Source organism: Lichenicoccus roseus, from assembly GCF_005844085.1.
In the GTDB taxonomy this organism is placed as follows: Bacteria; Pseudomonadota; Alphaproteobacteria; order Acetobacterales; family Acetobacteraceae; genus Lichenicoccus; species Lichenicoccus roseus.
Genome location: NZ_VCDI01000004.1, coordinates 231,301 through 248,803, shown reverse-complemented (window position 1 = coordinate 248,803; position 17,503 = coordinate 231,301). Strand labels below are relative to the sequence as shown.

15 protein-coding genes and 1 pseudogene are annotated in these 17,503 nt (G+C 68.7%); 9 read left to right on the top strand and 7 right to left on the bottom strand.

What is annotated here, in order from left to right; genetic code table 11:
- Window positions 1-50 precede the first annotated feature (50 nt).
- The 9 genes and pseudogenes from pstS to FE263_RS13470 all read left to right on the top strand — a co-directional run bounded on the left by pstS (window position 51) and on the right by FE263_RS13470 (window position 10,166).
- Window positions 51-1,085, top strand: a complete 1,035-nt coding sequence (gene pstS / locus FE263_RS13510; protein ID WP_138326540.1) for a phosphate ABC transporter substrate-binding protein PstS — start codon at window positions 51-53, stop codon at window positions 1,083-1,085.
- A gap of 10 nt (window positions 1,086-1,095) precedes the next feature.
- Window positions 1,096-2,067, top strand: coding sequence for a phosphate ABC transporter permease subunit PstC (pstC, locus tag FE263_RS13505; RefSeq protein WP_138326539.1), 972 nt, complete (start codon window positions 1,096-1,098; stop codon window positions 2,065-2,067).
- Window positions 2,068-2,070: 3 nt separating this feature from the next.
- A complete protein-coding gene (gene pstA / locus FE263_RS13500) occupies window positions 2,071-2,964 on the top strand; it encodes a phosphate ABC transporter permease PstA (RefSeq protein ID WP_138326538.1) in 894 nt (297 codons plus the stop codon).
- A gap of 112 nt (window positions 2,965-3,076) precedes the next feature.
- The gene (gene pstB / locus FE263_RS13495) at window positions 3,077-3,823 is read left to right on the top strand and encodes a phosphate ABC transporter ATP-binding protein PstB (RefSeq protein WP_138326673.1); all 747 of its coding nucleotides are present in this window, start codon (window positions 3,077-3,079) and stop codon (window positions 3,821-3,823) included.
- Between the two features lie 15 nt (window positions 3,824-3,838).
- Window positions 3,839-4,534, top strand: a pseudogene (gene phoU, locus FE263_RS13490) (phosphate signaling complex protein PhoU); the annotation flags it as partial.
- A gap of 200 nt (window positions 4,535-4,734) precedes the next feature.
- Window positions 4,735-5,409 carry a phosphate regulon transcriptional regulator PhoB gene (gene phoB, locus FE263_RS13485; protein ID WP_240759597.1) on the top strand — a complete coding sequence of 225 codons (675 nt, stop codon included), beginning with the start codon at window positions 4,735-4,737 and terminating at the stop codon, window positions 5,407-5,409.
- 16 nt (window positions 5,410-5,425) lie between these two features.
- Entirely contained in the window at window positions 5,426-6,580 is a 1,155-nt protein-coding gene (locus FE263_RS13480; RefSeq protein ID WP_171034101.1) for a sensor histidine kinase, read from the top strand.
- Window positions 6,581-6,727: 147 nt separating this feature from the next.
- Complete coding sequence (locus tag FE263_RS13475; protein WP_138326534.1) at window positions 6,728-8,479, top strand: hypothetical protein; 1,752 nt, start codon at window positions 6,728-6,730, stop codon at window positions 8,477-8,479.
- A 103-nt stretch (window positions 8,480-8,582) separates the two neighbouring features.
- On the top strand, window positions 8,583-10,166 hold the full coding sequence (locus tag FE263_RS13470) for an aldehyde dehydrogenase (NADP(+)) (protein WP_138326533.1): 1,584 nt from the start codon (window positions 8,583-8,585) through the stop codon (window positions 10,164-10,166).
- A gap of 122 nt (window positions 10,167-10,288) precedes the next feature.
- Here the strand turns inward: FE263_RS13470 and FE263_RS13465 are convergent, their stop codons facing one another.
- The 7 genes from FE263_RS13465 to rutA all read right to left on the bottom strand — a co-directional run bounded on the left by FE263_RS13465 (window position 10,289) and on the right by rutA (window position 17,490).
- On the bottom strand, window positions 10,289-11,776 hold the full coding sequence (locus FE263_RS13465) for a tetratricopeptide repeat protein (RefSeq protein WP_138326532.1): 1,488 nt from the start codon (window positions 11,774-11,776) through the stop codon (window positions 10,289-10,291).
- Between the two features lie 19 nt (window positions 11,777-11,795).
- Window positions 11,796-12,848: an aldo/keto reductase gene (locus FE263_RS13460; RefSeq protein WP_138326531.1), complete on the bottom strand. Its 1,053-nt coding sequence runs from the start codon at window positions 12,846-12,848 to the stop codon at window positions 11,796-11,798.
- A gap of 46 nt (window positions 12,849-12,894) precedes the next feature.
- Window positions 12,895-14,364, bottom strand: a complete 1,470-nt coding sequence (locus FE263_RS13455; RefSeq protein ID WP_138326530.1) for an aminotransferase class I/II-fold pyridoxal phosphate-dependent enzyme — start codon at window positions 14,362-14,364, stop codon at window positions 12,895-12,897.
- Window positions 14,365-14,459: 95 nt separating this feature from the next.
- The gene (gene rutD, locus FE263_RS13450) at window positions 14,460-15,227 is read right to left on the bottom strand and encodes a pyrimidine utilization protein D (RefSeq protein WP_138326529.1); all 768 of its coding nucleotides are present in this window, start codon (window positions 15,225-15,227) and stop codon (window positions 14,460-14,462) included.
- Entirely contained in the window at window positions 15,224-15,649 is a 426-nt protein-coding gene (gene rutC, locus FE263_RS13445; protein WP_276611195.1) for a pyrimidine utilization protein C, read from the bottom strand. Before rutC ends, rutD begins: the two co-directional genes overlap by 4 nt.
- Window positions 15,646-16,401, bottom strand: a complete 756-nt coding sequence (gene rutB / locus FE263_RS13440; RefSeq protein ID WP_138326528.1) for a pyrimidine utilization protein B — start codon at window positions 16,399-16,401, stop codon at window positions 15,646-15,648. The genes rutC and rutB overlap by 4 nt, the downstream gene beginning before the upstream one ends.
- Window positions 16,402-17,490: a pyrimidine utilization protein A gene (gene rutA / locus FE263_RS13435; protein WP_138326527.1), complete on the bottom strand. Its 1,089-nt coding sequence runs from the start codon at window positions 17,488-17,490 to the stop codon at window positions 16,402-16,404. It abuts the gene before it with no gap.
- Window positions 17,491-17,503 lie beyond the last annotated feature (13 nt).

The following is a 17,503-nucleotide window of genomic DNA, read 5'->3' as shown; positions in this document are numbered from 1 at the left end:
GCGCGCCACCGCCGTTTTGTAAAGCCGCCGCGACAACGAAAGGTCCTCGTATGCGCGCTGCCCTGTTTGCCCTGTCGGCTGGCCTCGGTTTGCTGCCCCTCGCGTCCGGCGCGGCACAGGCGGTCGATATCACCGGCGCCGGCTCGACCTTCGCGGCTCCGATCTACGGCGCCTGGAGCGCCGCCGCGCGCGACACCCTGGGCATCTCGCTGAACTACCAGGCGCTGGGCTCCGGCGCCGGCCAGAACCAGGTGATGGCACGCACCGTCGATTTCGGCGCGTCCGACGCCCCGGTGGCGGCGGCCAAGCTCGCCTCGAACAAACTGCTGCAGTTCCCGACCGTGATCGGCGGCGTGGTGCCGATCGTCAACCTGCCCGGCATCGCGCCGAACCAGCTGCACCTGACCGGCGAGGTGCTGGCCGGCCTGTTCAACGGCGACATCACCACCTGGAACGACCGCCAGATCGCCGCCCTGAACCCGGGCGTGGCGCTGCCCGACATCGCGGTGGCGCCGGTGCATCGCGCCGACGGCTCGGGCACGACGTTCGTGTTCACCTCCTACCTGTCCAAGGCGAGCGCCAACTGGAAGTCGAATGTCGGCGCGGCGAGCTCGATCTCCTGGCCGTCCGGCGCCGGCGCGCGCGGCAATGACGGGGTCGCCGCCGTGGTCCGCAATACCCGGGGCGGACTCGGCTACGTCGAATATGCCTTCGCCGACAAGAACCACCTGACCACGGTCGAGCTGAAGGACGCCGCCGGTGCCTACGTCGCGCCGAACCTGGACAGCTTCAGCAAGGCCGCCGCCGCCGCCGACTGGGGTTCGGCCAAGAACTTCGCAGTCGACATGCTGAATACCCCGGGCGAAGGCGCCTGGCCGATCGTGTCGGCGACCTTCGTGCTGCTGCCGACCGACCCCAAGGACACCACCCGCAGCGGGGCGGTGATCAAGTTCTTCGACTGGGCCTTCACCCATGGCGGTCCGACCGCCACCAGCCTGCAATACGTGACCCTGCCGGCTTCGGTGCAGGCGAACGTCCGGCGAGCCTGGAGCCAGGTGCCGGGAGCGCCCGCCGCTGGCCGGTAACTCGCCACCGGTGGATGCGACGCCAGCGGGCGGCCGGGCCGGCACCCGCAAGGTCGATACCGGCCTTGGCGGCAAGCTCGGCGACCAGCTGTTCGCCGGGATCGCGTGGGCCGCGGGCATCGTCGTGCTGCTGCTGATCGTCGGCATCATCCTGGTGATGCTGGTCGGCGGCAGCCACGCGCTGCAGGTGTTCGGTGTCGGCTTCCTGACGCACGCCGTCTGGAACCCGGTGGTCGATCACTACGGCGCCGCCGCCCCGGTGTTCGGCACCCTGGTGACCTCGTTCATCGGCCTGCTGGTGGCGGTGCCTCTCGCCTTCGGGGTGGCGTTCTTCCTGACCGAGATGGCGCCCGGCTGGCTGTCGCAGCCGGTCGGCACCGCCGTCGAACTGCTCGCCGCGGTGCCCTCGATCATCTTCGGCATGTGGGGTTTCTTCGTGATCGTGCCGGTGATGGCGCAGGACGTGCAGCCGGCGCTGATCGACACCATCGGCCATGCCCCGATCATCGGCCGGCTGTTCTCCGGCGCACCCTTCGGCACCGGCCTGCTGACCGGCGGCCTTATCCTGGCGGTGATGATCACGCCGTTCATCGCCGCCGTGATGCGCGACGTCTTCAACTCGATGCCGGCGGTTCTGAAGGAGAGCGCCTACGGGCTCGGCTCGACCCGCTGGGAGGTGATGCGCAAGGTGGTCATGCCATGGTCGCGCGTCGCCGTCAGCGGCGGCATCATGCTCGGGCTCGGACGTGCGCTCGGCGAAACGATGGCGATCACCTTCGTGATCGGCAACTCCAACCGCATCGGCGCCAGCCTGTTCGCGCCCGGCAACACCATCGCGTCGCTGATCGCGCTCGAGTTTCCGGAAAGCCCCGCCGGTAGCCTGAAGCTGTCCGCGCTGCTGGCGCTGGGACTGATCCTGATGGTGATCTCGTTCATCACACTTGCCTGCTCGCGGCTGCTGCTGCGCCAGCGGGGGAACTGAGCGATGTCGGCGACCACAACCCGGCTCGGCGCGGCTTCCAGGCATGTCGCGCCGGAGGCCGGGCGCGCGCGACGCCGCCGCTTCGCCAACCTCGCCGCCACAGTGCTGTGCGCGGTGGCGACCGCCATCTTGCTGGCGGCCCTGGTTTCGATCCTGGTCACCCTGGTGTCGCGCGGCCTCGGTGGCCTGCATCTCTCGACCTTCACCCGGATGACGTCGCCGCCCGGCTCCGGCGGCGGCCTGCTCAACCCGATCGTCGGTTCCATCATCCAGACCGTGCTGGCCGTGCTCGTGGGTGCCCCCGTCGGCCTGCTGGCCGGCGTGTTCCTCGCCGAATTCGGCACCGGCTCATGGGTCGCCGACGTGGTGCGCTTCGTCTCCGACATGCTGCTGTCGGCGCCCTCGATCCTGGTCGGCCTGTTCGTCTACCTGATCCTGGTTGGCCCGGTCGGGCACTTCTCCGGGTTCGCCGGCGCGATGTCGCTCGCCATCCTGGTGATCCCGATCGTGGTACGAACCACCGAGGACATGCTGCGACTGGTGCCGACCTCGATGCGCGAGGCGGCGGCGGCGCTCGGCGCGCCGCGATGGAAGGTGGTCATGCTGATCTGCGTGCGCGCTGCCCGGAAGGGCATCGCCACCGGCATCCTGCTCGCCGTCGCCCGGGTGTCCGGCGAGACCGCGCCGCTGCTGTTCACCTCGCTCGGCAACCTCTCCTGGTCGGTGAACCTGAACGCGCCGATGTCCAGCCTGCCGGTAACGATCTACCAGTATGCCGGCTCGGCCTACGACGATTGGGTGCAACTCGCCTGGACGGCGGCGCTGCTGATCACGGCCGGTGTCCTGATCATCAACATCATCGCACGCCTCGGGCTTGGCGGACGGGACAGCACATGAGCGATCAGCCATGAATGACCAGATCGGGCAGAACGCCGCCGCTCGCCCGCAGCAGGGCGTCTCGTTCGCCCAGACACGCGGCGCGCCGCAGGCGCTTGCCCCCGGGCGTGCGATGCTCAGCCTGCGCGGGCTCGACTTCTACTACGGTGCCAACCACGCGCTGAAGAACATCTCGATCGACTTCCCGGAGCAGCGCGTCACCGGGCTGATCGGGCCGTCCGGCTGCGGCAAGTCGACGCTGCTGCGCGTGATGAACCGCATGTACGACCTCTATCCCGGGCAGCGCGCCACCGGCGAGGTGCTGCTCGACGGCCAGAACATCATCGCACCGGGCACCGACACCAATGCGCTGCGCTCGCGCGTCGGCATGGTGTTCCAGAAGCCGACGCCGTTCCCGATGTCGATCTTCGACAACGTGGCGTTCGGGGTGCGCCTGCACGAGAGCCTGGATCGTGCCGCCATGGAGGCGCGCATCGAGGATGCGCTGCGCCGGGTGGCATTGTGGGCCGAGGTCAAGGACCGGCTGCGCGCGCCGGCGGCGGCGTTGTCCGGCGGCCAGCAGCAGCGCCTGTGCATCGCCCGAACCATCGCGACCCGTCCCGAGGTGATCCTGCTCGACGAGCCGACCTCGGCGCTGGACCCGATCAGCACCGCGCGCATCGAGGAACTGCTTGACGAGCTGAAGGTGGAGTTCACCATCGCCATCGTCACGCACAACCTTCAGCAGGCGGCGCGTTGTGCCGACCAGGTGGCGTTCTTCTACATGGGTGAACTGGTCGAGGTGGCGCCGGCCGACCGCCTTTTCACCGCGCCACGCGAGAAACGCACGCAGGACTACATCACCGGTCGCTTCGGCTAACAGGAAGTTCTTGGCATGAGCAGCAACGACCCGCGTCGCATCGTCCGCAGCTACGAGCAGGAACTCAACCAGCTGCGTGCGATGATGGCGCGCATGGGCGGCATGGTGGAAAGCCAGACCGCGAATGCACTGGCCGCGGTGCTCAACCGGGACAGCGAGGCGGCGCAGCAGGCGATGGAGCAGGATCCCGAGGTCGACGCGGTGGAGCGCGACGTCGAGGGCCGCGCGATCCGCATGCTGGCGCTGCGTGCGCCGATGGCGCAGGACCTGCGCGAGATCGTCTCGGCGCTCAAGGTCACCAGCGACCTGGAGCGGATCGGGGATTACGCCGCCAACATCGCCAAGCGGTCGCTGCGCATCGGCTCGGGCGATGCCGGGCTCTCGCTGGGCGCGCTGCGCAACATGGGCCGGCTGGTGCAGGAAAGCCTGCGCCTCGCCATCGACGCGCTGAGCCAGAACGACGAGGCCAAGGCGATCGAGGTCTGGAACTCGGACAAGGCCGTCGACGAACTCTACAACTCGATGTTCCGCGAACTCATCACCTACATGATGGAGGATCCGCGCAACATCAGCTCCTGCACCCACCTGCTGTTCATCGCCAAGAACCTCGAGCGCATTGGCGACCACTGCACTAACATCGCCGAGCAGGTGCACTATTCGGTGACCGGCGAGCTGCTGCCAGCCGCCCGGCCGCGCGGTGGCCAGGGGTCGGAGCGTGGCTTCCATCTCGATCCCGACGATCCGGAGGAAGGCGCTCAGGATGACCGCGACCGCGACCCGGCCCGAGGCGTGAGCGATCAAGGCCCCGCCGGCCCAGAACTGGGGAGCAGATGATGCAGTCCGCAACCGAAAGCCTGTACAGGAGCGACGTGCCAACTTCGCGTGAAGACCAGCACAAGCCGCGCGTGCTGATGGTCGAGGACGATCCGGCGCTGGCAGTGATGCTGCGCTACAACCTCGAGAAGCTCGGCTATGTCGTCGACGAGGCCGGCGATGGCCAGGAGGCGCTGCTGCGCGTCGTGGAGTTCGCACCCGACATCGTGCTGCTCGACTGGATGCTGCCGAGCCTGTCCGGCCTCGAGGTCTGCCGGCAGATCCGCCGCCGGCCGCAGACACGCGACCTGCCGGTGATCATGCTGACCGCGCGCATGGAGGAGCAGGACTCGATCCGCGGCCTGAACACCGGCGCCGACGACTACATCACCAAGCCGTTCTCCATGGAGGCGCTCACCGCGCGCATGCGGGCTCTGCTGCGTCGCGCGCAGCCGCAGCCGGCCGGCCGCACCATGCAGTTCCACGACATCGTCATGGATCCCGGCGAGCACCGGGTGCAGCGCAACGGGCGGCCGGTGCATCTCGGGCCGACCGAGTATCGCCTGCTGGAATTCCTGCTGCGCCACCCCCGCCGGGTGTTCTCGCGCGAGGACCTGCTCGATGCGGTCTGGGGCGCCGACATCCATGTCGAGGCGCGCACCGTCGACGTGCATATCCGTCGCCTGCGCAAGGCATTGAATGCGCCCGGCGAGGCGGATCCGGTACGCACGGTGCGTTCGGCGGGCTACGCGCTGGACGTCGAACAGACCTGATCCCCGGCAGGTCGTGGTGTCCGACCTGTCGCTCGTCAGCATCGGTCTCGTCGTGGCCGCCGCCTTCCTCGCCGGGTATTGCGTCAGGCCGCTCAAGGCGCGGCTGCTCAACCCGGGGCTCGATGGCGGCGACCTGCCGCAGGAGCCCGGCCCGGACCAGCAGCCGCTCGCGTGGCTTTCCGACCTGGTCGAACTGCTGCCTTGTCCGCTGCTGCTGATCGACCGCCAGGGCGCGCTGATCCACGCCAACCTGGCGGTGCGGGATTCGTATGGCGACGTGGTGTCGTCGCTGCTGCGCCACCCGGCGCTCGACGACACGCTGCTGCGCGTCGATGGCGGAGACATCGTCAGCGCCACCGTGAAGCTGGATGTCCCGGTGGCGCGTGCGTTGCAGGTCTCGATCCGCGCCCTCCCGCACATCGATCCCGGGTTGCTGGTGCTGGCGCTGTCCGACCAGACCCAGCAGGAGGCGGTGGAGCGGATGCGCGCCGACTTCGTGGCGAATGCCAGCCACGAGCTGCGCACGCCGCTGGCGAGCCTGATCGGCTTCATCGACACGCTGCTCGGCCCGGCCGCAGACGACGTGCAGGCGCAGCGACGTTTCCTTGCCATCATGCAGACGCAGGCCGCGCGCATGCGCCGGCTGATCGACAACCTGATGAGCCTGTCGCGCATCCAGCTGATGGAGCACGACCGTCCCCGTGGCCGCGTCGATCTGGCGCCGGTGATCGCCAACGTCGCCGACGGCCTGGAACCGCTGTTGCAGAGCCGCAACATCGAGCTGAAGATCGATCTTGCGTCCGGCCTGCCCTCGGTGCGAGGCGACGCTGATCAGGTCGCCCAGGTGCTGCAGAACCTGCTCGACAATGCCCTCAAGTATGCCACGCGACGTATCACCCTGTCCGCCAGTCCGGTGCAGGGCGGCGTCTGGCCGGCCGCCGCCGGGGTGGTGCTGGCGGTGCGCGACGACGGACCCGGCATCGCCGCGCATCACCTCCCCAGGCTCACCGAGCGCTTCTACAGGGTGGAGGAAGGGCAGGCCGGCCGGGTCGGCAGCGGGCTCGGCCTGGCCATCGTCAAGCACATCGTCGGACGCCACTCGGGACGGCTGCAGATCGAAAGCAGCCAGGGCAAGGGCAGCCTGTTCAGCGTCTGGCTGCCGCGGGCGTGAGCCGTTCCGGTCGCAATGGCGTCGGCTGCTGTCATAAAACGGTCATCCAGATGCAAACAAATCATCGCGATACGTTCGAGACGTAAAACATTATTGAGAGGCCGCCGAACGGTGGGGGGGGGTCCTTGCCGGGCACGGAATTGCATCATGAATAGAAGACGCTTCCCGAAGGCAGGCCTGTTGGCTGCGACCGCTCTGACAGGGGCGGCGATGTCCGGGGCCGTGCCGGCACGTGCGGACGACACCGGCTCGCAGATCAGTTCGATCGAGAAGCAGATCCGCCAGCTGCAGGGCGAGCTTGGCCGCATGAAGCACAGCCTGACGCAGCGCGACGCCGACGTGCGCGCCGCCCGCGCGGAGGCCGCAGCCGCGAACCGGCAAGCGATGTCTCTGTCCGACCGACGCACCAATTCGTTCGGCCAGCCGATGGCGCCCGGATCGTTGTCGGCGCCGCCGGGCTACAGCGTCAACATCGCCGGCAGCGGCTCGATCCCGAAGTACGGCCCGTACGTCTATGTCGACGGCGTGCCGACCCCTGTGCTGTATCCCGGTCCGAAGCTGAAGCAGGGCCAGTTCGCCCTCGGCGGCATCCGCGTGACGCTGGGCGGCTTCATCGCGGCGGAGGCGATCACCCGGACCCGCAACGAGACGCTCGACGTCGGAAGCAACTTCAACAACAGCATTCCGTACGCCAACAGCCCGAACTACCACACTCCGGAATTCCGCGAGTCTGCGCGCCAGAGCCGGATCTCGCTGCTTGCCGAGGGTAATCCGGACAGCGTGACCACGCTCAGCGCCTTCTATGCGGCGGACTTCCTCGGATCGGGTTCCGGCTCGAACTCGACCGAGAGCAACAGCTACGTGCTCCGCGAGCGCGAGCTGTATGCCACCTACGCCCGCAAGGACTGGGACTTCTATGTCCTCGGTGGCCAATCCTGGTCGTTGGCGACGATGTTCAAGACCGGCATCACGCCGCGCCAGGAAAACGTTCCGCTCACCATCGACGCGCAGTACGTCCCGGGCTTCGTCTGGACCCGCAACACGCAGATCCGCTTCGTGAAGGGTTTCGACCACGACCGCTTCGATCTCGGCCTCTCGTTCGAGAGCCCGCAGGCCAGCTACTACACCGGCGGCAACGGCAACGGCGTGCTGACCGGCACGGTCGACGCCACCAACACCGGCAGCGGCACGCTGAACCCGGATACCAGCTACTCCGACGACATCGCCCCGGACGTGATCCTGAAGGGCACCGCCGATCCGGGCTGGGGCCATTACGAAGTCTTCGGTCTTGCGCGCTTCCTGCACGATCGCACCAGCCTCGTCGGCAGCGGCAAGAACCGCACGGTCCCCGCGGGGGGCGCCGGCGCCGGCGCCATCCTGCCGCTGGTGAAGGGCAAGCTCGACCTGCAGGGCAACGTGCTGGTCGGCGACGGCATCGGCCGCTACGGCTCGGTGCAGCTGCCAGACTCGACCTTCTCGCGCAACGGCGATCCGCTGCCGCTGCCGGAAGTCATCGCGATGGTTGGCCTGGTCGGTCATCCGGTCAAGGCGCTCGACCTGTATGCCTATGTCGGCACCGAGCAGATCACCCACCGCGAGGCTTTCACCGCGGGGGGCAAGGGCTACGGCTACGGCAGCGCGCTCTACAGCAACGCCGGCTGCAACATCGAGGAGCCGATCGCAACCACGCTGGCGTCGCCCTGCACGGCCAACACCTCGGGCGTCGTGCAAGGCACCCTGGGCGGCTGGTGGCGCTTCCTGAAGGGCGACTACGGCACCATGCAGGTCGGCACCCAGTGGTCCTACACGCGCAAGACAGCGTTCTACGGTGTCGGCGGCGCGCCGCGGACCGACGAGAACATGGTGTATTTCTCCTTCCGCTACCTGCCGTTCCAGTAACCCGACGCCAGCCTGACGCCACCCGCCCGCGGTGCCGGCTGACCTTGCGCAGCCGGACCTGCAGGCGCATTTCATCGGCATCCAACCACAGGAAAGATGCCGCATGTCTGGATCCATCACCGGCAACCTGCTGCTTGCCGGCCGCTCCGAGCGCGGCTCCCAGGGTGCCGTGCGCGGCATCGAGGCTGCGACCGGTGCTGCGATGGAGCCGGATTTCGGCGGCGCCAGCCCGGCCCAGATCGAGGCGGCCTGTGCCGCCGCGCACAGTGCCTTCCAGACCTACCGCGAGACCGGCCTCGAGCAGCGCGCGGCATTCCTCGAAGCCATCGCCACCAACATCGAAGCGCTTGGCGACGCGCTGATCGTGCGATGCATGGCCGAGACCGGCCTGCCGCGCCCGCGTCTCGAAGGTGAGCGCGCCCGCACTGCCGGCCAGCTGCGGCTGTTCGCGTCGGTGCTGCGCGAGGGCTCGTTCCTGGATCTGCGTCTCGACACCCCGCTGCCCGATCGCAAGCCGTTGCCGCGCGTGGACCTGCGGCTGCGCAACATCCCGCTCGGGCCGGTCGCGGTATTCGGCGCCAGCAACTTCCCGCTCGCCTTCTCGGTCGCCGGTGGTGACACCGCGTCGGCGCTGGCGGCCGGCTGCCCGGTCATCGTCAAGGCGCACCAGGCGCATCCCGGCACTTCCGAGCTGGTCGGACAGGCGGTGACGAAGGCGGCCGCCGATGCCGGGCTGCCGGGCGGCGTGTTCTCGCTGCTCTTCACCGAGGGTGCCGGCGGCGCCCAGGCGCTGGTGGCCGATGCGCGCATCAAGGCGGTCGGCTTCACCGGCTCGCGCGCCGGCGGCACCGCGCTGATGAAGATCGCGCAGGGCCGTCCCGCACCGATCCCGGTCTATGCCGAGATGAGCAGCATCAACCCGGTGATCCTGCTGCCCGGTGCGCTGGCGGCGCGCGGGGCGGCGATCGGCACCGCGTTCGCAGGCTCGCTGACGCTCGGTGCCGGCCAGTTCTGCACCAATCCCGGCCTCATACTGGCGCTGGAAGGCGAGGGGTTGGACAGCTTCGTAGCCGCTGCCGCCGAGGCGATCCGTGGCGCCGCGGCCGCGACCATGCTGACCCCCGGCATCCGCGACGCCTACGATGCAGCGGTCGGAAAGCTTGGTGGACATGAAGGCGTGCGGACCCTGGCGCGTGGCCAGCAAGGCGGCGCCGCAGCCGGGCAGGCGGCCCTGTTCGAAACCACCGCCGCCGGGTTCCTTGCGCATCACGAGCTGCAGGAAGAGGTGTTCGGCGCCAGCGGACTGGTGGTGCGCTGCCCGGACCTCGCGTCGCTGCACCGGGTGATCGAGACCCTCGAGGGCCAGCTGACCGCTGCCCTGCATATCGACGAGGCGGATCACGAGGCGGCGCGTGGCCTGTTGCCGCTGCTCGAGGGAAAGGTCGGCCGCATCCTGGTCAACGGCTTCGGCACCGGGGTCGAGGTCAGTCACGCGATGGTGCATGGCGGCCCGTTCCCGGCCACCTCGGACGGCCGCAGCACCTCGGTCGGCAGCCTGGCGATCCACCGCTTCCTGCGCCCGGTCAGCTACCAGGACCTGCCGCAGGCCCTGCTTCCGGAAGCGCTCCGCGACGGCAACCCGCTTGGCCTGCCCCGCATGATCGACGGCAAGCCCGGCCGGGACTAGGCCGCGTGTACCCACCGGGGGCCAGCTTGACCCCCACTGCCGCGAAGTCTTCCGTCCGGCGTCTCACTCCTCGATCCGTGGGACGTCCGGCAGCAGGATCGGCTTCCTGCAGTCCAGGCAGGTCAGAGTTCGGCCAGGGCCCTTGCGACGCGCTGCACCACACTGGTCCAGTCGCCCGGCACTGGCTGGCGGAACTCGCGTAGCGTCGGGTACCACGGCGCGTCGCGATGTGCGGCCGACCAGCGCCAGTCCGCATCCGCGCGGTTGAGCAGCCAGACCGGATGCCCGAGGGCACCGGCAAGATGGGCCACCGCGGTGTCGACGGTGATCACCAGGTCGAGGTTGCGGATCGCGGCTGCCGTCTGCGCGAAGTCCGTCATCAGCCCGGAATGATCGAGAATATCCAAACCTGGAAGTGCGATCGGCAGATCGGCAGCCACCTCGCCCTTCTGCAGCGACACGAAGCGACATCCGGCGACGGTATCAAGCGGTGCCAGCAGCTCGAGCGGGATCGACTTGCGTGCGTGGATGATGCGGCTGACCAGATCCGGCCGTACGCCGCTCGACCAGCATAATCCGACCTTCAATCCCGGCCCGGCAGGCAGCAGGGCGGCCCAGCGTGCGACATCAGCCCCCGCCGCATGCAGATAAGGCACCTCACGCGGAATATCGTCCGGAACCCGGCTAGCGCAGGCAAGCGGCAGGCTCATCATCGGGCATTGCAGGTCAAGCGGTGGAAGCGGCGCGCCACGCGGCACAACCTGCAAAGCCGTGCCCGCCGGTGCCGCCAAGGTTTCCAGCAGGCGCACCAGGCCCGGCTGCACCTCCAGCACAACCGCGCCCGCGCCCTCGATGAAGGGCACGTAGCGGCACATCTGCAGGGTGTCGCCGAGACCCTGCTCGGCGTGGATCAGCAGACGCCGGCCAGCGATCGGCTCGCCGAGCCATGGCGACAAATCGGCATGCCGACGGTTCCCGGCATTCTCCGGCACCGCCCAGCGCCATTCGAACTCGCGCCAGCCTCGCGCAAGATCGCCCCGCATCAGCAGCGCCTGGGCCAGGATCGTGTGCAGTCGCGGGGCTTGCGGCGCGGTTGCGAGCGCGCCCTCGACAACCGCCACCGCATCACTGGCGGCACCCAGCGCCAGCAGGGCAATCGCCAAGGCAGCGCTCGCCTTCACATGGCCCGGCGCCACCTGCAGCACCCGCCGCTGACAGGCAACCGCGTCCTCCCAGCGCGACACATCCGCGTAGGCGATCCCCAGGTTGAACCAGGCCGACGGCGACTGGACGATCTGCAACCCCTGCTGCAGGCGCCGCACCGCCTCCGCCGGCTGCCCCAGCGCGCGCAGTGCTGCGCCGAGATTGACCAGCGCCGAGGCGTCATGCGGATCAAGTTCGAGCGCAATCTGGAGGGCATCCACGGCGGCCTGCGGCTCGTCCAGCACCACCGAGAGCCCGCCGATGCGACGATAGATCCCGGCGTTGCCACCATCGGCGGCGAGTGCCTCCCGGCAAGCCTGCAACGCCTCCGCGAACCTGCGCCGCTCCGACAGGATATCGGCACGTCGCAGCAGACGGGCCGCAGCCTTGGCCCCGGTGGCAGCCACGACCGGGCCGCCTGATGCGCTACTCCATCTCGGGCGCGAGTTCCGTCACGGACTCCACATCGTCGCCGAGCCACGCGTTGTTCTTGGCCGTCCCGTCGAACGTGGAGCTGGTCTTGAACAGCTCGTACTTGCCCTCCAGCGCATACGGACGGCTTCGCGCCAGCAGCTCGCTCATCGCGCTCCGGTCCATCGGCCGGAAGGTGCGCGCGGCCTCGAAGGCCTGGTCGAGATCGCGCTGGCTCTGGATGCCGGTGATCACCACCGAGGTCGGCAGGTTGAGCTGGTAATGCAGATACTCGACCGGCGCGATCGGCGCTCCGCTCTTCAGCAGCACGCTGTCGGCGAATGCCTTCATGCCAAGCACCGCGATGCCGTGCTCGACCAGATAGGGCAGCACGAGATGCGCGAAGCTGCGGAAATGCGCGTCCATCACGTTCAGCGGCATCTGCACGGCATCGAAATGGAAGCCTCGCTCGGCGGCGACCGCCAGCATCTGCAGGTGGATGCGCGGGTCCTTGTGGCCGGTGAAGCCGATATGGCGAAGCTTGCCGGCCTGCTTCGCTTCGACGAAGGCCTCCATCGCGCCGCCCTCGGCGAAGATGCGGTCCGGGTCGTCGTAGCGCAGGATCTCGTGATGCTGCACCAGGTCGATGCAATCGGTGCGCATGCGCTTGAGCGAGACATCGATCTGTTTCGCCGCCTCGGCCTTCGAACGGCCATCCACTTTGGTCATCAGGAACACGCGGTCGCGGTAGCCGCCCTGGTCGAGCGCCACGCCGACGCGCAGCTCTGACTGGCCTTCGTTGTAGTCCCAGCAGTTGTCGACAAAGTTGATGCCGCGATCGATCCCCTCGTGCACCAGGCGCACCGCCTCGGCATCGGTCAGCGACTTCTTGCCGAGATGGAACCCGCCGAGGCCGATGGCGGAGATCATCTCGTCGGTGCGTCCGAAACGCCGGTACAGCATGTCGCCGCGACGCTCGCCGGCATCGGTCACGAACGGCAGGTCGGCCGGATCGTCCACGCGCATCGCCGGCAGTGCCGGGCTGTTCAACGATTGGGCCTGGTCCATGGTGGGGTTCTCCTGAATGGCGGCACGGTCGCGAGGGCAGCCGGCATCATGCACGCACGACCCGTATGCGGTCCTTGCCGTGGTTGGTCGGGTCCGGCAAGTAGGCACCAGCCGCCAGGCAGCCGAGCAGGTAGCTTACATGCACTGCCCCGATACGCTGGCCCGGCACCAGCCGCGGCACTTCCGGCGGCGAGGGGCCGACGATCTCGGCGGCGATGCGACCTATGGACTCCCGGAGCGGTACGATCTCGTACGGCGCCCGAAAGGCCACAGCCGCAGGCATCGCCATTTCGACGTCCAGGTCGGCGACCGAGGGCACCGGCTGGTCCGGACGCCCGAGACGCTCATCGCCGGCACGGGCCGCCGCTGCCAATGCCGCCACCGCATCGACCAGCCGGTCGGTGTCGGCCTGCTGCGTTCCGATGCCGAACACCGCCAGCAGATGGTCCATGTCGGCCAGCACCACGCTGACCCGGCGCTCGGCCTGCAGCCATTCGTCGGCCTGGAAGCCGGTGATGCCGAGGCCCTTCACCGAGAACACCACCTTGGTCTCGTCGAGATCGACCGCGCCCGCGCCACCGAGGATCTCCCGGCCGCGCACCGCCACGCCGTCGATGTCGGCGAGTTGGCGGCGGGCCTGCCGCGCCTGTGCAAGCACCTCGCCCCAGAGGCGTTCGCCGTCTCGCACGTGATGCCGGCGGGCGGCGTCGATCGAGGCGAGGATGGGCACCGATGGGCTGGTGGTTCGGAAGCTTTCATAGGCGAGGATGAAGCGGCCCGGATCGACCAGCTCGCCGCTCACCACGGACACCGAGCCCTGCGCCAGCGCACCCATGGTCTTGTGCACGCTCGACACCACGATGTCGGCGCCCTGCCGGGTCGCAGCCTCCGGCAGTCCGCTGCAGAAGGCATGCGCGGCGCCCCAGGCGCTGTCGACAACCAGCGGCACGCCGCGCGCGTGGCACACCGTGGCCAGGGCCGGAATGTCGCTGGTGACGCCATAGAAGCTCGGGCTGACCACCACGACCGCCTTGGCGGTGGGACAAGCCTCCAGCTGAGCCGCCAGCACCGCCGGGTCGACGCCGTGCTCGATGTCGAGGTCGCGATCGACCACCACCGGCAGCACGCGCAGGTCGACCCCTGCCAGCACGGCGGCATTGAACTCGGCGCGGTGGGCGTTGCGCGCGATCAGCACCGGCTCGCCCGGGCCGGCGAGGGCGCTGATTGCGATCTGCAGCGCCTGCGTCGAGCCGCCGATGCCGAAGCGGCACAGGTCGCCGCCCCAGGCCTCGGCGGCGAGCGCCCAGGCGCGCTGCATGACCTGTGCCGATTCCGACCGGTCGTCGAGGCCCTTCGGCGTCAGCACGTCCGCCTCGAAGGCACGCTGGCCGAGCAGGGCGCGGATGTCGTCGTCGACGCCCTGCCCCATGTTGTGGCCGGGACCACCGAAACCGGTGATCGGGTGGCGCTGCACGATGTCCAGCGCGTCGAGCACCGGTGCCTGATCTTGATCCATGGGCGATGACATGGCCCGACGATCCGGCTTGCCAAGCCGGTGCGGTGCCTCAACACCGAGCTGTCACGAACGTTCACGCCCCTTTGAGCGCGCGTTTACGAGACGAGGAAATCCAGGCAGAGCGCATCGAAGGCGTCGGGCGCAGTGATGTTGCAGGCATGGCCACCGTCCAGGCGGGCCGATGCCGTCCCCGGCAGCGCCGCCGCCAGGCGCTCGGAGCAGACCGGAGGCACCAGCAGGTCGTCGTGCGACACCACCACCAGGGTCCTGCAGGTGAGCGCCGGCAGCAGCGGCATGGCGTCGAAGCCGAGCAGCGCCTCGATGCGCAGCAGGGTGTTGGCGACACCCGGGAAGTGCGCCGCCGCATGGACCTCGTCTGCTGTCAGGCGATCGGCATTGGCTGCCATCCAGGCGGACGGATACAGGAACAACGGCTGTGCCCGCAGATACGGCCTGATGCCGGCATGCCGCAGCAACGCGCGCCGTACGTCGAAGCAGCGCACGGTGTGCGGGTCCGCCCGCATCCAGCCATTGACCACGACGAGGTGGCTGACGAGGTCCGGCGACCTGGCGGCCACCGCCAGTCCGACCAGGCCGCCGAGGGCGTGGCCGATGAACCGGCAGGAGCGGGCGCCGACGGCGTCGAGCACTTCGAGCGCATCCTCCGCCATGTCGGAGATGGCGTAGGGAGCCGCCAGCGCCGCGGGACTACGGCCGGTACCGCGCTGGTCGTAGGTGACGACGCGGTACCGCCGGGCCAGCGCCGGTATGTTCGCCGTCCAGTAGGCGCCCGAACCGCCCAGGCCGGACGACAGCAGCAGCACCTCGCCGCCCTCGGGCCCGGTGCAGTCGTAGTGGATCATCCGCCGGCGGGCCCGCCGACCTGGCTGCCGACCTGGCTGCCGACATGCGCGATGCTGGCGATCTCGACCAGCGCCTCCGGCTTCGCCAGGCCGCACTGGATGCAGTAGCGCGCCGGCTTGTCACCGGGGAAGTACTCGGCATAGACGCTGTTGAGAGCCGGATAGTTGGCCCAGTCGGTCAGGAAGATCATGTTGAAGGTGACGTCGGCCATGCTCCCGCCCGCGGCAGCGATGACGCCCTTGATGGTCTCCAGCACATGACGCGTCTGCGCCGCGGCGTCGCCCGGATACACGACGTTGTTGGACGCATCGAACGGCAGCGTGCCGGATACGTACACCACGCCGTCCGCCAGCGTGCCAGGCGAGAACGGCGCGATCGGCGTCCCGCTGCCCGGCGGAACGATCGCCTGCATCGGCATCATGGCACACCCTCCGGGGCATCGTCCGCAGGGGCAGCCTGGCGCACGGCGCCGCAGAAATCGGTGACGTTGGAGACCCAGCCGAAGAAGGTCTCGATATTGTACAGCGCCGCCTTCTGGACGTAGTCGGGGCCCGCCTGGTGGGTGGCATCCTCGAGTACGATGCCGAAATATTCCAGGAAGAAGCCGTCGCGCAGCGTGCTCTCGACGCAGACATTGGTGGCGATGCCGGTGAACACCAGCGTGCGAATGCCGCGCGCGCGCAGCAGGGTATCGAGCTGGGTGTTGTAGAAGGCGCTGTAGCGCGGCTTGGGGATCACGATGTCGCCCGGCTGCGGCTGCAGCGCATCGACCAGCGCGTAGTCCCAGCCGCCCTTCGCCAGCAGCGTGCCGGCAAGCTCCGGGCGCTGGCGCATGGTCTTCAGCGCATTCGATTTGTGGAAGTTGGGCGAACCGGGGCCGCCCGCTTCGATGTAGTCCGCATCCCAGCCGTTCTGGAACCACACCACGACCATGCCGGCCTCGCGGGCGGCGCGGACCGCGACCACGATGGCCTCGATCACGGCCTGTGCGCCGCTGATGTCGAAGCCGGCGAGATCGAGGTAGCCGCCCTTGCTGGCATAGGCGTTCTGCATGTCCACCACCACCAGGGCGGACTGTGCCGGATCGAGCGACAGCGCCTCCGGTCGCGCGGGCAGCGTCACCCGCCTGGAGCTGCCGCCAAGCGGGCCGGTGCCGGGAGTTTCGATGGTCATTCAGGCGGCCTCGACAGTGCTGGCGATATGTGCGCGCGAGCGCATCAGCGGCTGGATGCGGGTGCCGAAGTCCTCGACCCCTCCGATGAACTCGTCGAAGGTCAGCAGTACGCCCTCGGTGCCGGGCACGGTGGCGATCTCGTCGAGCAATGCGGCGACGGTTGCGAACGAGCCCACCAGCGTGCCCATGTTGATGTTCACCGCAGAGGTCGGGTTGGCCATCTGGCGAACGTTGGTGTCGGCACCCGAGCGCGTGTCGGCGGCACTCTGGGTGGTGAGCCAGGCGAGGGCGGCATGATCCGCTCCCGCCTTGTAGTGCTCCCATTTCGCCATCGCCGCCGCGTCGGTCTCGTCGGCGATGATCATGAACAGCGCGTAGGTCGTGACCTGCCGGCCGGTGATCGCGATGGCGTCCTGCAACTTGCGGGCGGCGGGAGCAAACGCGGTCGGCGTGTTGACGCCCTTGCCGAAGCAGAAATTATAGTCTGCGTAGGTTGCCGAGAACATCATGCCGGCATCGCTCTGCCCGGCGCAGATGAGCTTCATGTCGGCCCGCGGGCGCGGGCTGACCCGGCAATCGCTCATCTGGAAGAACTCGCCGCGCCGGTCGCAGCGCCCGGTCTCCCACAACTCGCGCAGGATCTGCACATATTCGGCCACGAAGTCGTAGCGGCGGGTGAAGTACTCGTCGCCGGGCCACAGGCCCATCTGCGAGTATTCCGGCTTCTGCCAGCCGGTGATGACGTTGAGCCCGAAGCGGCCATGAGAGATCGAATCGATGGTCGCCGCCATGCGGGCCGCGATCGCCGGTGGAATGGTCAGCGTGGCGACGGTGGCGAACAGCTGGATCCGGCTGGTGACCGCGGCGAGGCCGGCCATCAGGGTGAAGCTGTCGAGGTTGTGGTCCCAGAACTCGGTCTCGCCGCCAAAGCCGCGCAGCTTGATCATCGACAGCGCGAAATCCAGCCGGTGCCGTTCCGCACGCTGCACCACCTCGCGGTTGAGGTCGAAGCTCGGCATGTATTGCGGCGCGTTCTTCGAGATCAGCCAGCCATTGTTGCCGATGGGAATGAAGACGCCGATTTTCATGGCCCGACCTCTG

Excerpts from the sequence above, each read along its gene's own strand:
- pstS (WP_138326540.1), top strand. The coding sequence starts at position 51 with ATGCGCGCTGCCCTGTTTGCCCTGTCGGCTGGCCTCGGTTTGCTGCCC.
- FE263_RS13460 (WP_138326531.1), bottom strand. The coding sequence starts at position 12,848 with ATGGACCAGGCCCAATCGTTGAACAGCCCGGCACTGCCGGCGATGCGC.
- rutC (WP_276611195.1), bottom strand. The coding sequence starts at position 15,649 with ATGATGCCGATGCAGGCGATCGTTCCGCCGGGCAGCGGGACGCCGATC.
- pstB (WP_138326673.1), top strand. The coding sequence starts at position 3,077 with ATGCTCAGCCTGCGCGGGCTCGACTTCTACTACGGTGCCAACCACGCG.
- rutD (WP_138326529.1), bottom strand. The coding sequence starts at position 15,227 with ATGATCCACTACGACTGCACCGGGCCCGAGGGCGGCGAGGTGCTGCTG.
- FE263_RS13470 (WP_138326533.1), top strand. The coding sequence starts at position 8,583 with ATGTCTGGATCCATCACCGGCAACCTGCTGCTTGCCGGCCGCTCCGAG.
- FE263_RS13475 (WP_138326534.1), top strand. The coding sequence starts at position 6,728 with ATGAATAGAAGACGCTTCCCGAAGGCAGGCCTGTTGGCTGCGACCGCT.
- phoB (WP_240759597.1), top strand. The coding sequence starts at position 4,735 with ATGGTCGAGGACGATCCGGCGCTGGCAGTGATGCTGCGCTACAACCTC.
- rutB (WP_138326528.1), bottom strand. The coding sequence starts at position 16,401 with ATGACCATCGAAACTCCCGGCACCGGCCCGCTTGGCGGCAGCTCCAGG.
- pstA (WP_138326538.1), top strand. The coding sequence starts at position 2,071 with ATGTCGGCGACCACAACCCGGCTCGGCGCGGCTTCCAGGCATGTCGCG.
- FE263_RS13455 (WP_138326530.1), bottom strand. The coding sequence starts at position 14,364 with ATGGATCAAGATCAGGCACCGGTGCTCGACGCGCTGGACATCGTGCAG.
- rutA (WP_138326527.1), bottom strand. The coding sequence starts at position 17,490 with ATGAAAATCGGCGTCTTCATTCCCATCGGCAACAATGGCTGGCTGATC.